Raw genomic sequence first — 20,594 nt, 5'->3', positions numbered from 1 at the left:
CTCGAGAAGCAATACTCATAATCAAAAATCGAACGGGGAGAACCTTATAACAAAACTAATTTTAGAAGACGAGAATGGTGTATTTTATTCAATTAAACCTGATCAATTTGGTCTTATGTTCGCAAATGGAGAAGTTAGTTATAAAAAATACTGTCGATTGCAAAAAAAAGATGACTTAAAAGTAATTAGTTATTCAATCATAGGAATGGGAATCATAATTAGTATGATGATAGGTCTCATGAAGCTTCTCTTAGTTTAATAGGGTATTCGGATTTTATGGTGGAAAAGGGCTTATAAATCACCCTTCTCCAAATTCTTAATAAGTGTGGAAAAATCGACACCAAAGTTGTCTGTAATGTCGTGATCATTCACTTCATACCAATTGAAAGTATCGTATAACATAGCTTTATTGAAAGCACTTGAATTAAATCGTGGCTTACGCTTTTTATGGAGCTTCTCATTGAAAAGGATTTTGGCTCGTAAGGCATCAAACGAGTAACCTCTACCCATTCGCTCTACCTGCCTAATAATGCTGTTAATTGACTCCGTATAAGCATTAGTGAGCCTTTTATCAAAGTAGTTGAATATTTCGACATGCCAGTTGTCTACGGCTCTCACGAGGTCTTTATATGCGTCTTTAGAGTTGCTGGACATACAACGGTGTCTCCATTGACTATAACGAAGATGACCTTCATCTGGATCAGGAGTATCCCATATCCAGTAAAACTCTTCTTTGAGTTCATAGGCTTCTTTTAAAGCAGGAAGATTACCTAACCAAGTATCTAAGAGGAATGATTCACGTTCATTTAGATCGTGTTTACGCTTTAGAAGGATAAACCTTTCACGCATAAGGGTACGTCTTTCTTTTTGGCTCATATGGGCTTTCAAAGACTTTCTGACGTTATCTAAGGCTTGATTAGCCATTCTAACTACATGAAACTTATCTACGACAACTTTAGCGTGTGGAAGGATAGTGTTCACTGCGTCTTTGTAGGGCTTCCACATATCCATTGTGACGTACTCAATGTAAGTCCTGTCACTGATTTCTGAAAGACGTTGGATGACTGTTTCCTTGTTACGGTTAGGCTTGATGTCATAAATAGTCCTGCGTTCAATATTAGTCAATACAAGCCGAGGTCTACGGATAATATGTATCTCGTCTATCCCAAGCCACTTAGGAGTTTCAAACTGGTATTCACGTTCTTTGAGTGCCACATAGTCCTTAAAAACGTTCCTAATGGTTTTCTCGTCAACACCAACGCTTTCTGCGACTTCTACAAAGGTCTTAGACATGGATTGCTCTTGAATGGACTTTAAAAGCCTTTTGGTCATACTACGCTTTTCATCTACAGATATTAGGCGTTCCCAGAAGGTAGATCCGCATTCACGACACTTGTATCGTCTACGGTTCAATTGTAAGCCCACTCGCTTTAAACGAATGGGCAAATCCATAATTAGTTGATTTCTTGAACTGTGTTTGTACAACTTGTCAAAACCACATTCAGGACAACGTTCAGGTGGTCCGACTGCTTCAACTTTAAACATCATATCGGTTTCATTTTCTTGTGGCGGTTCTATTGTTTTAATGTCTGGTAGGGATAATAAGTCTGACATATTATTCATCCTTTATTACTCTGCGGTGTTAAGGTATCAATTATAGATTTGATGTCGAAATCATCAGTGTTAAATTATTTTTGTGACCACAAATGCACTTAGAAAATCCCTTAAAGCATTAGCTGGTTCACTTGAATAGGGAGTTGTAAAAAAGTTCCCTTAGCCTGCACAACAAGATAATTTCGAAATATCTTTATCGAACGTAAGTGCAGCTAATTTTAGCCCTTCAGCCATTGTTAAATATGGTGCTAGGGTTTCTGTTAAATCTTCTATCGTTAAGCCAAATTTAACAGCTAATGATGCTGCATAGATGACATCTCCTGCATTCTCAGATACAATATGAACCCCTAATACTTTTAGTGTTTCTGCATCTGCTACTAGTTTAAATACACCGGTTGTTTCACGGTTTACAATTGCTCTTGGAACAGCATCTAAAGGTAATACAGATGTCTTCACATCATACCCTTTCTCTTTTGCTTGTTCTTCTGTTAAACCAACCGTTGCAACCGTCGGATTCGTAAACGTAACAGCAGGAACTACCGATAAATCTATTTTTTTGTTTAATCCACCAATAGCATTATCAGTAATAATTCCACCTTCATAGGCTGCTACATATACAAATTGTGGTCCTAAAGTCACATCTCCTGCTGCATAAATCTTTTCATTACTTGTTTGACCAAAATCATTGATCAGGATTTCATTATTTTTTCCAGTTTCAACACCTGCTGCACTTAAATTTAAAGAATCCGTATTTGGTTTTCTTCCAGTGGCAACAAGTAACTGATCTGATTCAATGACTTCTCTACTGCCATTTACTGTTACGTAAACCCTTTTTATCTCTCCACTTTGTTCAACACGCTCAAAAGTTGCCCCTTTGACAAGGTTTATACCCTGTTCAATTAACGCTTTTTCAACTGACTCTGAAATCTCAGGATCATACTCCTTTAAAAGTCGCTCACTTCTTTGCATAAGCGTTATTTCTGAACCTAAATGATGAAATAGTTGTCCAAGCTCCATTCCAATGTATCCTGAACCAATTACAGTTAATCGTTTTGGTATTTTCTTTAACTCAAGAAGTGTTGTACTAGTTAAATAGTCCATTTTTTCAAGTCCTGAAATTTGGGGCAACGAAGGCGATGCACCTGTTGCAATTAAAAAGCGTTTTGCAGATAACTTTGCCCCATTGACCTCAACCGTACTAGCATCAACGAATTTTGCTTCACCTTTAATTAAATCAAAATTATATTCATCAATTAAATCCATATATTTTTGATTCCGAAGTTCGCTCACCAATTTATCCTTTTGCGTGATTAAACTAGCTAAATCCACTTCTCCAGCGGATGTTTGTAAACCTATAAACGGATTGTCTTTTGATAAATGATTGATTTCCCCTGCCCTAAGAAGAGTTTTTGACGGAACACAGCCAATATTCACACAGGTTCCCCCAACCGTTCCACGCTCAATCATTCCAACTTTTGCACCGTATTCTATAGCTTTAATTGCCGAAGAAAAGGCAGCAGCACCAGAACCAATAATAAGAAGGTCATAATTGTCTTCATTAATTAACGCCACGTTTTCTAGTGATGATACTTCTTCAATTTCTCCGGCTTGGTAATTTGCTTCATCAATCGCCTTTATTGCACTTTCAACCTCAATATCATCGGGCAGTTCAAATACTGCTTCACCACGACGATAACTAGACTCAATATTTTTAGCACCTATCTTTTCAAGTGCTGATTCTACGTGTTTTTCACAACCCGTACAAGTCATTCCTGAAATGTTTACCTTAAATTTATTCATAAAAAAGCTCCTTTCGTTAATTAATCTCTCATGTTAATGTTTCTATTATTGGACACGAATGTAATTGCTTTTCATCTGGACATCGTTGTTTTAAGTCGTCTAACATAGTTTCAATTCGTTTTAAATCCTCTATTTGTTTTTGCACTTCCTTTTGTTTTTTAGAAACAAATTCGAACATATCTTGACAACGAACTTCATCTTTATCTACAACACCAAGTAATTTATAAATCTCGCTTAAAGAAAAACCAAGTTCCTGTATTCGTTTAATAAACCCAACACGCTTAACGTCATCATATGAATATATCCGATAACCAGCTTCCGTTCGGTGAGGTTCTTGTAATAAATTTTTTCGCTCGTAATATCTGATCGTTTCTTTATTAACTCCACATTTATCTGCAAACTCACTAATGCGATAAATCATCTTATTTCACCCCATGAATATTATAAACCGTGTACCATAGTACACGGTCAAGTAAATTGGACTATTTTATTTTTTTCCCAAAGTATCACTCGTATGTGATTGATACTTTTATATAATACTATTGATTATCCTAACATCCCACCAGAAAATCCGATTTAAACACCAGTTGTTTTTAAACTATTAAGAAAGTAATTCCACTATATATTCCGAAGACCCGTTTAATATCAATAGGGAAGATTAGTTATGATTGAATGGGGTATATAGTAAATAGGAGTGGTTATAATAAGACAGACTAAATTAACAGGAGGTATTTAAAATTGAAAATGAGCTATGAAGAATGTATTAAAGCTTGTCTAGAGTGTATGAAGGAATGTAATAAATGTTATCATGAATGTCTAGAAGAAGATGATGTTAAAATGTTAGCGGAGTGCATTCGTACCCTTAGAGAATGTGCCGATATTTGTGCATTTTCTGCTAAATCGATGCAGTCTGGTAGTCCATTCGTAAAGCAAATTTGTCAATTATGTGCTGAGATTTGTCAGGCATGTGGTGATGTTTGTAAAAAACATGAACATCATAAACATTGCCAAGAATGTGCAGAAACATGTTACCGATGCGCTGAAGTATGTAAAAAAATGGCTGTGTAGAAGATTTGATTTTATAAATGAAGAATCAATGATAAATAAAAGTAATTCTTCTAACGCGAAAATGTTTTAAACTCTGCTTATTTAGGAGCAGAGTTTTTTGATGGACTGCTAAAAAATTTAATTAAGTCACAGTGTTTGAATGTTAAATAAACGTGATATTTAACATATACTGCATAATTAGTGACGCATATAGTAAATTAAAACACCACTTTACATACCTAACTGGGGTATGGTAACATGAATGTGTGTTTAGAGGAGGTTGATAATTTACGGTGATGATGTAATTACAAATTTATCGTTTAAAGAAAGCTTGTTTGATAATGATAAACTGCATTAAAAGTGATGAAGCCAATATAAGTTAAAATCACAATTCGAAAGTTAAAAGGAAATATAAAAAAATTATTAATACCCTTTTACATTTTATAAAAATATTTCAAAAGAGAGGGATTTTTATGGAAAATAGAATCTTAAAGGTAACTGGAATGTCATGTGGTCATTGTGTAAATACTGTTGAAAAAAGTTTAGGGAAATTAGAAGGTGTTGATCAAGTAAACGTGAATTTAAAAGATGCACAAGTTGAAGTATCGTTTAATGAATCCCAAGTATCGCTTGAGAAAATTAAGGAAACAATAGAAGAACAGGGATATGAGGTAAAATAATATTTTTGAGAGTGCATAAATGCACTCTCTTGTTTTCAAAAATATATACCCCTATTGGGTATGAGGAAGGTGAACAGCATCATGAGTAATACATTAAAAGAAGCGAGCATTCAGATCACAGGAATGACCTGTGCAGCTTGTGCAACTCGTATAGAAAAAGGTTTAAATAAAATGGATGGTGTGGAACAAGCGACTGTTAATTTAGCGCTTGAAAAATCATCTATTAAGTACAATCCAGCAAAATTAAGTGAAGAAGATTTCGAAAAAAAAATAGAAGCACTTGGTTATGGGGTTGTTAAACAAAAGGCGGAACTTGATATTACAGGTATGACATGTGCAGCTTGTGCAACTCGCATTGAAAAAGGGTTAAATAAGTTAAGTGGTATCTCTTCTGCCAATGTTAACTTAGCCCTGGAAAAAGCAATGATTGAGTTTAATCCATCTGAAGTGTCAATCGTAGACATCATTGCGAAGGTGGAGAAATTGGGCTATGGGGCTCATCAAAAGGCTGATGAACAGGAAACAGTGGACCATCGAGAAAAGGCCATTAAACAGCAACAACGAAAATTTATTTTATCGGCTATTCTTTCTTTACCGCTGCTTTGGACGATGGTTGGACATTTTTCCTTTACATCATTTTTATATGTCCCAGAATTTCTAATGAATCCGTGGATCCAAATGGTATTGGCTACTCCTGTGCAATTTATTGTTGGTAAGCAATTCTATGTAGGGGCATATAAAGCTTTACGTAATGGTAGTGCTAATATGGACGTACTTGTGGTCATGGGGACATCAGCAGCTTATTTCTATAGTGTTTATCAAGCGATTGTGACGATAGGGTCGCATCATGGTCCAAATCTTTATTTTGAAACGAGTGCTGTATTAATTACATTAATATTATTAGGTAAATTATTTGAAGCCAAAGCAAAAGGACGCTCATCTGAAGCCATAAAAAAACTAATGGGACTTCAAGCTAAAACCGCTATTGTTGTACGTGACGGTGTAGAAAAAGAGGTTCCTTTAGAAGAAGTTATCATTGGCGATGTTATTCTAGTGAAACCAGGTGAAAAGATACCTGTAGATGGTGAGGTAATAGAGGGAACAACAGCTGTTGATGAATCAATGCTTACAGGTGAAAGTTTACCAGTTGATAAAAAGCAAGGCGATCAATTATTTGGATCGACGATTAATAAAAATGGATTTATTAAAATGACAGCGACAAAGGTTGGTCGTGACACAGCGTTAGCACAAATCATTAAAGTGGTTGAGGATGCTCAAGGATCAAAAGCACCAATTCAACGCTTAGCAGATCAAATTTCGGGGGTTTTTGTACCAATTGTTGTTGGCATTGCAATTGTCACATTTTTAGTTTGGATCATTTGGGTTCGCCCAGGAGAATTTACACCAGCTTTAGAGGTCTTAATTGCAGTACTTGTAATCGCTTGCCCTTGTGCGCTTGGGTTAGCAACGCCAACCTCCATAATGGCAGGTTCAGGTCGTGCAGCTGAATTTGGTATTTTATTTAAAGGTGGAGAACATTTAGAACAAACACAAAGTATTGATACAGTGGTTGTAGATAAAACAGGTACAGTAACACATGGTAAGCCTGTTCTTACAGACGTTCTTTTAGATTCAGAGCAGGAGGAAGCTCGTTTTTTATCATTAATTGGGGCTGCTGAAAAACAGTCAGAGCATCCGTTAGCAGAAGCTATAGTACAGGGCATAGAAAAACGTGGCATAGCATTAGGAGAAGTTCAATTTTTTGAGGCTATTCCAGGTTATGGTGTGCAGGCAACTGTGTCAGGTCAAGGAGTTGTCATTGGTACACGAAAATTAATGCAACAATACGGAATCAATATTGATAATATTTTACCAACAATGGAGCAGTTAGAGCGAAACGGTAAAACAGCAATGCTTGCTGCCATTAATGGTCAGTATGCAGGCTTAGTAGCTGTTGCTGATACAGTTAAAGATACGTCAAAAGAGGCAATCCACCGACTACAGAATATGGGCATTACAGTCATTATGATGACTGGTGATAATGAACGTACAGCTCAAGCGATAGGAACAGAAGTAGGCGTGAATCAAGTTATCGCTGAAGTATTGCCTGAAGGTAAAGCAGACGAGGTGAAAAAGCTACAAGCACAAGGGAAAAATGTAGCGATGGTGGGAGATGGTATTAATGATGCTCCGGCATTGGCCACAGCAAATATCGGTATGGCCATTGGTACAGGAACGGATGTTGCCATGGAAGCTGCTGATATTACGTTAATTCGTGGCGATTTAAATAGTATTGCAGATGCTATTTTAATGAGTCGAAAAACAATGCGGAATATTAAGCAAAACCTATTTTGGGCATTTGCCTACAATACTTTGGGTATTCCTATTGCTGCAATAGGTCTACTTGCTCCATGGGTAGCAGGTGCGGCGATGGCATTTAGTTCTGTATCTGTAGTTTTAAATGCATTACGCTTACAAAGAGTAAAATTAGATAATAAATAACCCTTTAATTCAATTGTAAACTTTACTCTATTGGGTTTACTTATAAAGAAATACGCAATAGTTTAACTGACATAATTTAACTTACTATTTTCATCAGATAAACCATCCTTAGGTAGGTAAAGAGCAAAATAAATTAATTGTTTGGGAAAGTATGGAGGAAAATTGGTATGAGTAATGAAGATAAAAAAATTAAAATTGCCGTTAATGGGGGAATAGAATTTGGGGCAAAACTAAATTCTAAACAACTTTTAACGATCACCAAATATATGGAAGACGACGCACAGCTTGAGTTAACAACCTTCCAACAACTCTATCTAGAAATTCCGGAAAATAAAAAAGAAGAAATAATTGAAGAATTCAACCGTGTTAATTTATCTTGTTATCCAGTTGGCAACTTTGTAAAGAGTTTGAGAACATGTAATTTTTGCAAAGGAGAAGAAGAAGAGGGGATGCCAGTAGCAAAAGAAATAAATAATCGTATAGCAGGAAAAGCTGTACCATTCACTCTTAAAGTTGCATACACAGGTTGCCCTGTTGGTTGCGGTGAACCAATGTTAAGTGATATAGGGATTATGAAAATTAAAGACCATTACAATTTATATGTTGGAGGAAAAGCAAAAGGGAAAGATGCAGAGGTGGGATCTTTGTTGCAAGAGAATCTAACACCAGATGAATTGTACGATAAAATAGAAAAGATTATAAATGTATATTCACAGAATGGAAAAAAACGAGAAACGTTTTTCAAATTTTTAAAACGGATAGGAAAAGAAGAGTTAATAAATTAGTTTTACTCTAAGAAGTTCTGGGAAGGTTATAATGGCGGCTCTGAATAAATGAGCCGCCATTTTTAATTTAAGTCCTCGAACAAAATTTATCGAGTTAATCGTTCTATAAAGATATTTAATTGATTTAATGTTACTTTGTCGTTTACGCCAAATGTGCCATCACCTTTACCTTGCGTAATCTTATTTGATGAAAGAACTGCTATAAAATTTTTGGCCCAATGAGTACTCGTTACATCTGTAAAATTCTTTGGTTCTCCTTGTTGTTCTAAATCAAATGCTTCAACTAAAACCTTTGCTAATTGACCGCGAGTAATCGGTGAATTTGGGTTAAATTTACCATTACTATCTCCATTAAAAATTCCAAGTTTTTTTAGTGCTACTATAGCTCCAGCTTGTTCAGAAGATGATTTAACATCAGGGAAACTTGAGTTTGTATCACTTGTATCTAATGCTAAAGCTTTAGCAAGCTGTATGGCTACTGCTCCACGTGAGGCATAAATGGAAAAGTCTATCTCTTCACCTTTAACTTCTGCTTGAGCTATTTCATTTGTAGTAAAGTTTGCAATACGTTTTGCACCTATATAACGAGAACCCCAATAGTAAGGATCGTTTAATTTATCAATTCTAACACCCGAACTTGGAGTAGCTGATATAAAATTACCATTCTCTATGTATATTCCAACGTGAGATATGCCGTTGCCTGAAGTATTAAAAAATACGAGGTCACCTGCTTTTAAACTATCTTTAGAAACAGAAGTACCTTGCTGATATTGGTCTTTAGATGTGCGCTCTAAAGAAATACCTAACTTAGAAAATATAAACTTTGTATATGCTGAACAATCTACACCTGTATTAATATCATTCCCACCATATTTATAAGGAGCTCCTATATAATCTTTCGCTGTACTCGTCAAATCAGTAACTGATGCTGCTTCAGCATCATTCATACCTATTCCTGAAAAAATTACAAATGACGCAAAAACCGGTAGTAACCATCTCTTTTTCACTAAACTTACTCCTTTCGAAAAGCAATCGCTTTTTTGATTAAAGTAAGAATAGCATGGAATAGAGATACTAAATTTTTCATTTATATTACTGATTTGTGCAGAATATTAAAATTGGTGACTTAATATACTCGGTGTAATCTCACTGCAATAATAACTAGGTGATGTTACTTGAAGATAAATAAAACTTAAATCAAGTAATAATAAAATAAATACTCTCTTTCGAGCATACCTATATAAGGTATACGGTGTGTATTTTAGACAGGCTAATTAAATTGTTAAAGGATGGATATGTGGGATTTTATCAAATGTTTGTCTTAGTATCACTAATGTTTTTATTGTTAATTGTCATAATGGTTTCAAGAATTATGAAAAAGACTATTAAGCCTATGCAAGGTATGACTATTTCAATGTTTTTTAGTATGAATGTAGGGCTAACATTAGGAATACTTTTTGGAGTTACCTTTCAAGGGAACTTGTTTTACTCAACGATTATTTCAATTATTCTCGGTGCAAGCATTGGCTTTTTAAGTGGTTGCAACTTTGGATTATTACCTATGTTAGAAGGTTTAATGGCAGGTTTAATGGCTGGTATGATGGGGGCAATGTTAGGTGAAATGGTGGATGGCGGGCAATCCATTGTATTAATAAGAATTTTTCTGTTGCTATCAATTTTCACTATTTTTTTATTTGCGCTACTTCCAAGTAAAAGTCAAAAAACATTCCAAAGTCAAATGGGCTTTTTAACACCCTTCTTCTTTTCGGTTTTTATACTCTTCTACTTTTTTGGGGGCATTCCTTTTGCCGAAAAACAAATAAACTTTATTAAAGACTCTTCTTTAGTGGATCATAATCTACACTCGAACGCTCAAAATAAATTAGAAAAGAAAGAGATTAAGATTATTTCTATAGAAACAGAAAATATGAAGTATTCGCCCTCTGAAGTAATTTTGGAGAAGAATCAACCGGTTTCATTAGAATTAATTAATAAAGATAATATAGAACATGATATTGAAGTTACAATACCAACATCAAATACTATTAGTAGTAATAATCATGTACATCACAAAAAGGAGGAGAATATGATTCATCTCCATGTTGGGCCTAAAAATACAGAAAAAATGAGTTTTACTCCCATTAATACAGGAGAATATCAATTTGTTTGTACTATTCCAGGACATAAGGAGCTTGGTATGGTTGGCAAGTTTATAATTAAGTAATTAGCTTTGATTTTGTAATTGATATACAAATGGAGTTGTCAAATTAAATACAATGATACTTATTTGAAAATGCCCAGTTATTATTAACAGGGCATAAGGTATATCTATATATTTAGATAAGCTCTATTTTTTGATAAATAAGATGACGGTGAAATAAAAAATGTTTAGTCTCAAATAAAAGTAGGGTATTAATTTTGAAGCATATGGATACAATCACAAATATTATTTTGCTTCGTTTTCATTACTTTGTATAATTTCGTTTACCATTTTTAATTCAGAAATCAAATAATCTATCTGTTGTTGCAAGTAACTTGATGGCGAAGAAAAATCGCTTGTAAATTGGCCATCTTCACTACTTACAGTCTTTAAGACATTCAATGCAATTTCCACAGTTAATGCAAATAATTCATCACCTAGTTTTTCAATAGATTCAATTAATAATTGAGAATCAGAAAATGTTTTAAAAGCTTCGTTATCAATGGTTATCTACTCCTTAAAAAATTGGTTAATCTCATTATATGAATTAATTTAAAAAAAGCTCCTTACCCCTTTTGCTGTTTCAACATTTTTGACAATCCAGGTTTTAAAAATGAATAAGGAAGGTATCTTTAAAATGTATATATTAAATTTTCTTGGTGATTCTAAATAAAGAAAAACTCGTATGAAATATCCCTAAAGTAAATTTATGATGATTGGGAATACAAAAATTCAAGCCTGCGAGTAGGAGGACTATGATGGAGAAAAAAATTATAATGAGTCTTGTTACTATAGTTGCTGCATTAATGCTTTCTGCATGTACAGGAAATACAAATAAGAAAGAAAGTCAACAAGAAATGCAGACAAATGAAATGGCCGAGAAAGATATGGAAGGTATGGACCATTCTGAAATGAATCCTAGTTCAAATGAACTTCCTGAAGGTTTAAAAGAAGCTGAAAATCCTAAGTTTGGAGTTGGGACAAAAGCAATAATTCATGCAGATCACATGAAAGGCATGGATGGAGCTGAAGCAACAATTGTAGGGGCATACGATACAATAGTCTATACTATATCTTACGCTCCTACAAATGGTGGAAATCGAGTAACAAATCATAAGTGGGTCATTCAAGAAGAAATAGAAGGTGCTGGTTCAGAGCCATTTGAACCAGGAACACAGGTTATTATAAATGCTAATCATATGGAGGGTATGGAAGGGGTAACTGCAAAAATTGATTCCGCAGAAGAAACTACTGTGTATGTGGTTGACTACACTTCTACTAATGGTGAAAAAATAAAAAATCATAAATGGCTAACGGAAAGTGAATTATCTTCTCCATAAAAATTAAATACTTAAAGATGTTCGACGAGTCAATTTTGACAAATTGGACATCTTTTTTAGTTTTAGAAATTCTATAATATCCTTTAATTTTAATCCATAATTTCTCCATAATTATTCGTTATATTCATTTTTAATAATATAACAATAACTGAGGAGGCGTGGGAAATTAGAAAGAGAGGAATTATCTTCACTTTGGGAGTATTAGTAGTTTTTTTAAAGGGTTGTACAAACGAAAATATCAATTCAAATAAAATAGCAGTTTTAACAGTTGAATATTTTAGTGGAGATCCACTTAATGATCTATATGTGGAATTACTCGATGAAGAAGGGAAAGAAATAGATTCAACAATTAGTTTGGATAAAGGTGAGGCAGAATTTTATAATTTACAACCAAATGAAACTTATACAGTAAAAGTAGGGAGTCCAGACAATTTTACAACAGGGATGTATTTAACAGAAAAAAAATTTACGTATACGTCATCTACACAATCCATATTGGTTCAAACATATGCAGTAAATCATAATAAAGGATTTGGAGTACCTGTAATTCTACAAAATCCTGAACTACCAAATGGGTGTGAAATAACTACTCTTACAGCAGTACTTAATTACTATGGTGCAGAAACATCTAAATTAGAAATGGATCAAAATTATTTACCTAAACAATCTTTTGAATACAAAATGAAAAAAAAGTATGGGCCAAATCCTAATCAAGCATATGGCGGCGAGCCAAGTAATCTAGAAACGGGTACATATGTTTTTGCCGAACCAATTGTCAAAGCAGCTAATAATTTTATCACAGAGAGAAAGTTAGATTTACAAGCAAAAAATATTAGTGGAAGAACAATAAAAGAAATAACAAATTATATTAGACAGGGAATACCAGTTATTACATGGGTAACATTGGACCTCTCACCACCAAAGGTTAAAGGGGGATGGATTATTGAAGAAACAGGTGAATACCATCAAATGTATCAAAATTTACATACAATGGTACTATTATCTGTGGGAGATACTACTGTGGAAGTAATGGATCCACGTAAGGGAATTATAACATTGGATAAGGGAGCATTTTTTAATAGTTATGAAGCATTAGGCGAACAGGCAGTTGTTGTTTATTAACAATAGTTCATTATATGCAAGTAATAGGTTAAAAAAGATAGCGTTTAATCATGGAAGAAAAATTACTTCATTTACTAGAACAATCTGGATTATTTGCAATTTTGGTTAGTTTAATGATAAATACTTTGGTTAGTATTATAGGTGTACTACCAAGTGTTTTTGTTACAGCCACTAACCTTGTGTTTTTTGGAGTATTCAACGGTTTGCTGATTTCTATTATCGGTGAATCAATTGGTGCAGTTATTAGCTTTATTTTATATAGAAAAGGAATCAATAAATGGAAAAGACCGTTCGTATTGCACCCTAAACTTTTAAAATTAAAGGAGTTGGAAGGTTCTGATGCATTTTGGATAATTGTCAGTTTAAGGATTTTACCTTTTATGTCATCAGGTCTTGTGACTTTTACTAGTGCATTTTCTAAGGTGTCTTTAGGCACATTTACGCTTGCTAGTACGATTGGAAAAATACCAGCTTTAATCTTTGAAGCAGGTGCAGTATATGGTTTTATGCAAGTAAATTTAATATGGAAAATTGTAATAAGTATCTTATTAATTTCAATTATCATTTTGATTTGGAAAGTTAAGAAATAAAAAAAGTTATTCAAAGTTTTCTTAGATAGAGTGGTTAATATTTGTCTCATTTAATTTCAAATCCATAAATTCTCCATATTTATTTGTTATAGTGCCTATGTAAAGAATAAAAGGAGGAAACATAATGAAATCTAAACTTTTGATTACTTCATTATTAGTAGGCGCTATTATAATTGGAGGATGTAGTGCGGGTAATTCGGAATCTAATAATAATTCAAATATGGACCATTCTAATATGTCTGGTATGGACCATTCCAATATGAGTGATGAAGAAATGAAAAACATGGAGGGTATGGATAATAAAGATAGTAGCATGGAAAATGGTCATGCGAGTCATAACAATCCATTAGCATTAAATAATTCAAATGGGGAAAATGAGCTTGCGCTCCCACCTATTATTGAACCTAAAAATGGAATTGTTGATATTACTGCTCAACAAGGAACAACAGAAATCTTTAAGGGAACTAAAACAGAGACATATGGATATAATGGTTCCTTTTTAGGGCCAATCATTCGTATTAATAAAGATCAAACGGTAACGTTTAGAACTAAAAATGATTTATCTGAACCAACAACATTTCACTGGCATGGATTAGAAATCCCTGGAAATGGTGATGGCGGCCCACATCAAGTCCTAGAGCCAGGTGTAACAGAAGATGTAAATTTTACAGTTAATCAGGGAGCATCTACGCTGTGGTTCCATCCACATCCAGAAGGTGCTACAGCAGAGCAAGTATATAAAGGTTTAGCTGGTTTAATTTATATAGATGATGAAAACTCACAAGAAATCAATGTACCAAATGAATATGGTGTGAATGATTTTCCATTAGTATTCCAAGATAGACAATTTACTGAAGAAAAGCAATTAAATTATCAAGCAGTCCTTAATGAAGATGGTACAATTGGAGATACTTTATTAATTAATGGTACGTTGAATCCTAAACTTACAGTTGGTAAAGAAAAAGTAAGACTTCGTTTATTAAACGGTTCTAATGCTCGTAATTATACTTTTAAATTGAATACCGGAGATACATTCCAACAAATTGCTACTGATGGTGGTTTCTTAAATCAACCAACTGATATGAAAGAAATTACCTTAACACCAGGTGAGCGAGCAGAGGTAATAGTGGACTTTTCAAAAATGGATGACAAGACTGATATAGCATTAATAAATGATGAAGGTACTACCCTTTTACCATTTAAAATTGAACAAAAGACTACAAGTACAAGTAAAATTTCAGAAAAATTAAATGATTTTAGTGTTACTGAAGAAGAGAAAAATTTACCAGTTTCTAAGAAGCTTGAACTATTTGGTATGGGGACAATGGTTTCTATAAATGGAAACCAGTTTGATATGAATCGCATTGATTTCACTCAAAAGCAGGGTGAGACTGAAATTTGGGAAATTTATAATAAACCTGATATGATGGGTGGTATGACACATCCTTTCCACATACATGGCACTCAATTTAAAATCGTGTCGATTGATGGTCAAGAACCTCCTTTAAATTTAAAAGGGTGGAAGGATACTGTCTCAATTGAAGCTGGTCAAACAGTTAAATTAGCAGTGAAGTTTAATAATAAGGGCATATACATGTTCCACTGCCATGTCCTTGAACATGAAGAAAATGGTATGATGGGGCAAGTTGAAGTAAATTAAATATAAATAGATTATTAAAACCTCCAAATACCATGGAGGTTTTTTTATTGGTTTCTATTACATAACTCTTATATCTAGGGTTATTGGTCGTGGTTCATATTAAATAACCTACCCTATAGAAATACTCAATCTTTTTTCTAAAATTTCAATTGAAATTTTTAACAACTTAACAACATTTTTATTTAGTTAATACAAAAGAATACCTTAATGATTTTATGTATTTTTTGTCCCTTTAATGGAAATGAATATAAATAAAATGAAAGGTAATATTTATGGAATTTTATAAAGAGATTGAAATCTACTGTTATAAGTGTCGTAAAAAGACCATTTTTACATGTAAGGATTTGCATAATAAAATCGGTGTTGACAGTCATTGTAGTGAGTGTATTGGGATTTGGTTTGAATGGCAAAATCGAGCGGTAGAAAGAGAATTGGAGAAGTGGATTGTATATAATCAAGGGCTGTTAAAAACATAATGTGAATCGAAGAAAGTATAGTATTTTTCTTACTAAAATTAGCAAACGTCCACTCTTTAAAGGACGTTTTTTATGTGTAAACGATTGTAATATAAATACTTTTATAAAATGGAATAAATTAAACTACAAGTAAGTCAAAAAGTTATAATAATTTTAGAAATTATTATGTCGACGAGGCGGTGCTTTACATGTCTAAAAGGAAATACGGTTGGTCTGAGAAAAAAAGAAATGACTATATTAAAGAAGGACGAGGTCAAGGGGAACTATCAAATTATATACCTTGGATTAAAATACAAGATATATCGTCACAAGGAAATGCTTCTCGATTAATAGGGTGGACCGCGAAGAGACAGCATGAATTGTTGTCTAACTTGGAAAGAGACTTTTTTCTCTTATTAGATTGGGAAGATACAGTGGTAGACATAAGAGAACAGTTTCCTTTAAATGTTGAAACAACTATTCGTATAGCTGAAGAGAAAGGAATTAAGCACTCTAAAGATAATAGTTCAGGTATACCGATAGATATGACAACAGATTTCTTTATAACAGTAGTAAAAAACTCTGAAAGAAAATATATCGCTAGAACTGTAAAACCAAGTGAACAACTTGAAGATAAACGAGTAATTGAAAAGTTTGAAATTGAACGAGAGTATTGGGAGATACAAGGAATAAGTTGGGGGGTCATAACTGAAAAGGAAATTCCTAAACAACTAGCAAACAATATTCTATGGATACATAAATCTTATTATTTAGCAGAAGAAGATATAAGCTATTCTACTTTATTATTGCATTTATTGATTTTAAAAAAAGATAGCGAAGAGAGTTTATTAGTAGTTTGTAATAAATTTGATGAGGATTATAACTTAGAAACAGGCTCATCTTTAAGTTATATAAAACATTTTATAGCTCGAAAATATATTTCGATTGATATGAGTAAGAAAATTAACCCAAGCAATCTAACTTTAGATCAAATTATTATGAATGTTTCTAAGGAGGATAACATTGATTACAATATCAGTTAATGAATTAATTAAAGACTTGACGTGTAATAAAGTATATCGTCTACTTTGGATTGATGAAAGTAACATCGTTACATATGCAATTGATATAGAAGATTCCAATGCCTTACCATTCCTTTTAAAAGTTAAAGATATACATCAAGGATTTATAGAAAATTCATACTCCAAATTCGAATCTGATCACACAAACATACTAATTAACCACATTAATTTACCTGAGGGAATGAAACAAAAGAGAGACACAGCGTGGGCAATTATCAAAAACTTAGTGAATGATGAACCTTCAATTTATAAGAAAAAAGAACGTGGGCAGCTAATAAATGAACTTGTAAATAATAAAGTATGTACAAAAATGACTGCTTATAAATATTTGAGAAAGTACTGGCAGAGAGGAAAAACTATGAATAGTTTGCTTCCGGATTATAGTAACTCTGGAGGTAAGGGAAGAAATAAAAAAAGTGGTACTTTGAAAAGGGGAAAACCTAGAACCACTAACAGTGTAGGAATAAATGTAACCGATGAAACAAGGGAAATATTTCGTAAATCGATTAAAAGGTACTATTTTACAAGCAAGAGAAACTCATTGTCATTCGCATATAAAATGATGATAAAGGAGTTCTATGCAGATGAAGTTCGTTACGAAAACGGAACAAAATATATAGTAATACAGGATGAAAATAAAATTCCTTCATTAAGACAATTTAGATATTGGCACAACAAAGAATTTGGTATTGAACAAAAAATAGTAAGTCGAGAAGGTGAGAAAAAATTTGAACGAGATCATCGAGCAATATTAGGATCTTCAACTTATGAAGTCATGGGGCCAGGATCACGATATCAAATAGATGCGACTATTGGTAATGTGTATCTGGTATCTAGTTTTAATTCTGATTATATTGTAGGTAAACCAATTATATATTTTGTGGTGGACGTATATACACATATGATTACAGGAATGTATATCGGATTTGAAGGTCCTTCTTGGGCAGGAATGATGATGGCAATAGCAAATGCAGCATCAGATAAAAAGGAATATTGCAGTAGATATGGTATAGAAATTTCAAATGAAATGTGGCCATCTGCGCATCTTCCTGAAATTATTCTAGGGGATAGAGGTGAGTTGGAGGGATATAACGTGAATAGTTTAATTGAAGGGTTGGATTTGGTAGTGGAGAATAATCCTGCTTTTCGACCAGATTGGAAGGGAATTGTGGAAAAATTGTTCGATACTTCACAAAGTAAAATAAAGCCGTTCTTACCAGGTTACATACAGAGTGATTTTAGGGAACGTGGGGCTAGTGATTATCGTTTAGAAGCTAAGTTAACTATAGATCAATATACAAAAATTCTAATCAATTTTGTTTTATTTTATAACAAAAATCACTATATGAAGGATTATCTAAGAGATGAGCAGATGATACGGGAAAATGTAAAACCGACTCCTCTTAAACTCTGGAATTGGGGCATTAAAAATAGAGCAGGTAAGCTAAGGAAGGAACATCCTAATACTATAAAGTTTTACTTATTGCCACGAGATACAGCTACAGTAACCTCAAAGGGAATAAAGTTTAAAAATAGGTTATTTAGCTGTGAAACAGCTATAAAGGAATCTTGGTTTGTACAAGCTAGAACAAAGAAAAGTTGGACAGTTGATATTTCATACGATCCTCGAAACATGGACATTATTTATCTGCACATTAATGATAAATCACTTTTTGAAAGTTGCTTCCTTTTAGATCATCAGGAGAGATACAAAAATAAAGTACTTGAAGAAATTGAACAATTATTAATGATTGAACAAAACACATATAAAATTGAAAGTCATAGTTTGTTACAAGAAGAAATTAATTTTTATTCTAAAATTGAAGGAATAGTGGATGAGGCAATTAAGACACCAAATCAAGATGAAAATAATAAAATCACTAAAACGGAAAAAATAAAAAATATTAGAGAAAATCGGGAAGTTGAAAAAAGTTTACGAAGAGAGTATGAGGCATTTCAAATAGGTGTAACTGAGATTGATAATGATAAAAACATTATTTCTTTTGCACCTTCTGAGCAGAAAGATGAAAAAACTGAAACATCTACGATAATGGAATTATTTAAAAAGCAAAGAAGGAAGAAGAAGGAATGAAAAATGGGAAGACAATTGAATTAGAGAGTGGTATTGAAGTTCTATTGGCAGAGTATCGTGAACAAGAAATAATTGATTATAAAGGGAATCCCCTTATTGAAGCGTTACCTCCGATACTCTCTAAAGAAGAAGCGTTTGATCAACTTAGCTTTATACCTATGTTTCATAATAGTGAAAGAAATTTATCAAGTCATCATCGTTACCATGCTTTACTAAGATTATCAAGATTTTATCAGCCTATAAATCAAACCTTAAATCTAGAACAGCGTTTTTCAGGTTTCATTAGGTATGGATATGTTAATCGAAATCCATTACATAAAAAACATGTTCAAGCATTACTTGATTTACACAACAAGCTTGTTAATAAAGAGGAAATTGGATTACCGCCAGATATACGTTCTTCTGCTTCAAGTTTCACTTTAATGGGATATCCAGGAATAGGTAAAACATCTGCGATAGAAAGGGTACTATCTCTTTATCCGCAAGTAATATTGCATCAAAATCCAATCAATTTGATTCAAATTGTATGGTTAAAATTGGATTGTCCACATGATGGATCATTAAAAACTCTTTGTATGGACTTTTTCAAAAAAGTTGATTCGTTGACAGGTACTAATTATTTTGAAAAGTATGGTAAGCCATCAAATTCAGTTAGTTCAATGGTAACTCGTATGGGGCAAGTCGCTCGTTTACACTCAATAGGCGCTCTAATCATTGATGAGGTTCAGCACTCGTTATCTGCATCAGGTGCTGCATCAGAAATGATGATGAATTTTTTTGTAACGCTAGTGAATGAAATAGGAGTACCAGTAATGTTTATTGGAACCATGAAAGCCAAGGCATTATTACAAAAGGATTTCAGACAAGCACGTAGAAGCAGTGGCCAAGGCGACATGGTATGGCAGCAAATGAAACAAGATGATGATTGGGAAGTATTAATCACAAGTATGTGGGATTATCAGTGGACGAATGAATATACGGAACTGACAGAAGAATTATTAAACACGATTTACGAAGAGAGCCAAGGAATTGTGGATGTTGCTGTTAAGTTGTATTTACTCGCACAAGCGAGGGCAATCAATTCTGGCCTTGAAAAAATAACCCCTAAACTTATACAAAAGGTAGTGAAAGAAGATTTGAAACTTCTTCAACCTATGTTGGAGGCTCTTAAATCCGGAAATCAAAGCGACATTGCAAAATACGAAGATATTGTTCCAATGGATATTGAAGATTATATTCTAAATAGATTGCCAGTATTAGACCTTAAGGCCAGGGTTCAGGCGAAAAAAGAAAAGATGGCACAAGATCGTACAAATAAAGAACTTCCAATACTAGAAAAATTAATCCTATCCTTAATTAATTTAGATGTTTCAGAAAAAATTGCTGAAAACGCTGCTAAATATGCACTGAAAAATTCACCTGAGTCAACAATTCCACAACTAATGACTCTATCACTCCAATACATTGAGGGAAAGAAAGAAAAGAAAAATGAAGCGAAAGGCAATATTTCAGTAAATAAACTTCAATCAATAGTTGATATAGGAAAGAAGAATAAACGCTCTGCTTATGAGGCATTATGTGAAGAAGGATATATTAAAAATCCTTTAGATGACTTAATAATGTAA

The 20,594-nt window shown here is 33.4% G+C and carries 16 protein-coding genes; 12 read left to right on the top strand and 4 right to left on the bottom strand.

Translation table 11 applies throughout. From position 1 onward, the window contains the following. Window positions 1–291: 291 nt before the first annotated feature. The 3 genes from PI85_RS12835 to merR all read right to left on the bottom strand — a co-directional run bounded on the left by PI85_RS12835 (window position 292) and on the right by merR (window position 3,835). A complete protein-coding gene (locus PI85_RS12835) occupies window positions 292–1,614 on the bottom strand; it encodes an ISL3 family transposase (RefSeq protein ID WP_009374086.1) in 1,323 nt (440 codons plus the stop codon). Window positions 1,615–1,773: 159 nt separating this feature from the next. Continuing rightward, the gene (gene merA / locus PI85_RS12830; protein ID WP_002440486.1) at window positions 1,774–3,414 is read right to left on the bottom strand and encodes a mercury(II) reductase; all 1,641 of its coding nucleotides are present in this window, start codon (window positions 3,412–3,414) and stop codon (window positions 1,774–1,776) included. Window positions 3,415–3,442: 28 nt separating this feature from the next. Then, window positions 3,443–3,835: an Hg(II)-responsive transcriptional regulator gene (gene merR / locus PI85_RS12825; RefSeq protein WP_001863748.1), complete on the bottom strand. Its 393-nt coding sequence runs from the start codon at window positions 3,833–3,835 to the stop codon at window positions 3,443–3,445. A gap of 317 nt (window positions 3,836–4,152) precedes the next feature. On the opposite strand from merR, the gene PI85_RS12820 reads away from it, so the two are divergent. From PI85_RS12820 to PI85_RS12805, 4 genes are all read left to right on the top strand, one after another. After that, window positions 4,153–4,482, top strand: a complete 330-nt coding sequence (locus PI85_RS12820; RefSeq protein WP_009374082.1) for a four-helix bundle copper-binding protein — start codon at window positions 4,153–4,155, stop codon at window positions 4,480–4,482. Between the two features lie 452 nt (window positions 4,483–4,934). Next, the gene (gene copZ, locus PI85_RS12815; protein ID WP_009374080.1) at window positions 4,935–5,141 is read left to right on the top strand and encodes a copper chaperone CopZ; all 207 of its coding nucleotides are present in this window, start codon (window positions 4,935–4,937) and stop codon (window positions 5,139–5,141) included. 81 nt (window positions 5,142–5,222) lie between these two features. Further along, entirely contained in the window at window positions 5,223–7,643 is a 2,421-nt protein-coding gene (locus tag PI85_RS12810) for a heavy metal translocating P-type ATPase (protein ID WP_009374078.1), read from the top strand. Between the two features lie 167 nt (window positions 7,644–7,810). Next, entirely contained in the window at window positions 7,811–8,428 is a 618-nt protein-coding gene (locus PI85_RS12805) for a nitrite and sulphite reductase 4Fe-4S domain-containing protein (protein ID WP_009374077.1), read from the top strand. Between the two features lie 86 nt (window positions 8,429–8,514). Here the strand turns inward: PI85_RS12805 and PI85_RS12800 are convergent, their stop codons facing one another. Then, window positions 8,515–9,435 (bottom strand): C40 family peptidase, encoded by a 921-nt coding sequence (locus tag PI85_RS12800; protein ID WP_009374075.1) that lies wholly within the window; start codon window positions 9,433–9,435, stop codon window positions 8,515–8,517. Between the two features lie 290 nt (window positions 9,436–9,725). On the opposite strand from PI85_RS12800, the gene PI85_RS12795 reads away from it, so the two are divergent. The 8 genes from PI85_RS12795 (at window position 9,726) to PI85_RS12755 (ending at window position 20,594) form a co-directional block, all read left to right on the top strand. Beyond that, entirely contained in the window at window positions 9,726–10,652 is a 927-nt protein-coding gene (locus PI85_RS12795) for a cupredoxin domain-containing protein (protein ID WP_051145745.1), read from the top strand. Between the two features lie 734 nt (window positions 10,653–11,386). Beyond that, complete coding sequence (locus PI85_RS12790) at window positions 11,387–11,968, top strand: YdhK family protein (protein ID WP_009374071.1); 582 nt, start codon at window positions 11,387–11,389, stop codon at window positions 11,966–11,968. Between the two features lie 192 nt (window positions 11,969–12,160). Beyond that, the gene (locus PI85_RS12785) at window positions 12,161–13,090 is read left to right on the top strand and encodes a C39 family peptidase (RefSeq protein WP_009374070.1); all 930 of its coding nucleotides are present in this window, start codon (window positions 12,161–12,163) and stop codon (window positions 13,088–13,090) included. A gap of 50 nt (window positions 13,091–13,140) precedes the next feature. Beyond that, on the top strand, window positions 13,141–13,680 hold the full coding sequence (locus PI85_RS12780) for a TVP38/TMEM64 family protein (RefSeq protein ID WP_009374061.1): 540 nt from the start codon (window positions 13,141–13,143) through the stop codon (window positions 13,678–13,680). A 124-nt stretch (window positions 13,681–13,804) separates the two neighbouring features. Beyond that, window positions 13,805–15,340 carry a multicopper oxidase family protein gene (locus PI85_RS12775; protein ID WP_009374058.1) on the top strand — a complete coding sequence of 512 codons (1,536 nt, stop codon included), beginning with the start codon at window positions 13,805–13,807 and terminating at the stop codon, window positions 15,338–15,340. Window positions 15,341–16,004: 664 nt separating this feature from the next. After that, entirely contained in the window at window positions 16,005–16,838 is an 834-nt protein-coding gene (locus PI85_RS12765; protein WP_009374053.1) for a heteromeric transposase endonuclease subunit TnsA, read from the top strand. Beyond that, a complete protein-coding gene (locus PI85_RS12760) occupies window positions 16,819–18,969 on the top strand; it encodes a Mu transposase C-terminal domain-containing protein (RefSeq protein WP_009374050.1) in 2,151 nt (716 codons plus the stop codon). Before PI85_RS12765 ends, PI85_RS12760 begins: the two co-directional genes overlap by 20 nt. Then, window positions 18,966–20,594 (top strand): ATP-binding protein, encoded by a 1,629-nt coding sequence (locus tag PI85_RS12755; RefSeq protein WP_036079781.1) that lies wholly within the window; start codon window positions 18,966–18,968, stop codon window positions 20,592–20,594. The genes PI85_RS12760 and PI85_RS12755 overlap by 4 nt, the downstream gene beginning before the upstream one ends.

The organism is Lysinibacillus sp. A1 (genome assembly GCF_000801965.1).
Classification (GTDB): domain Bacteria; phylum Bacillota; class Bacilli; order Bacillales_A; family Planococcaceae; genus Lysinibacillus; species Lysinibacillus fusiformis.
This window is presented reverse-complemented; position numbering and strand designations above follow the sequence as displayed.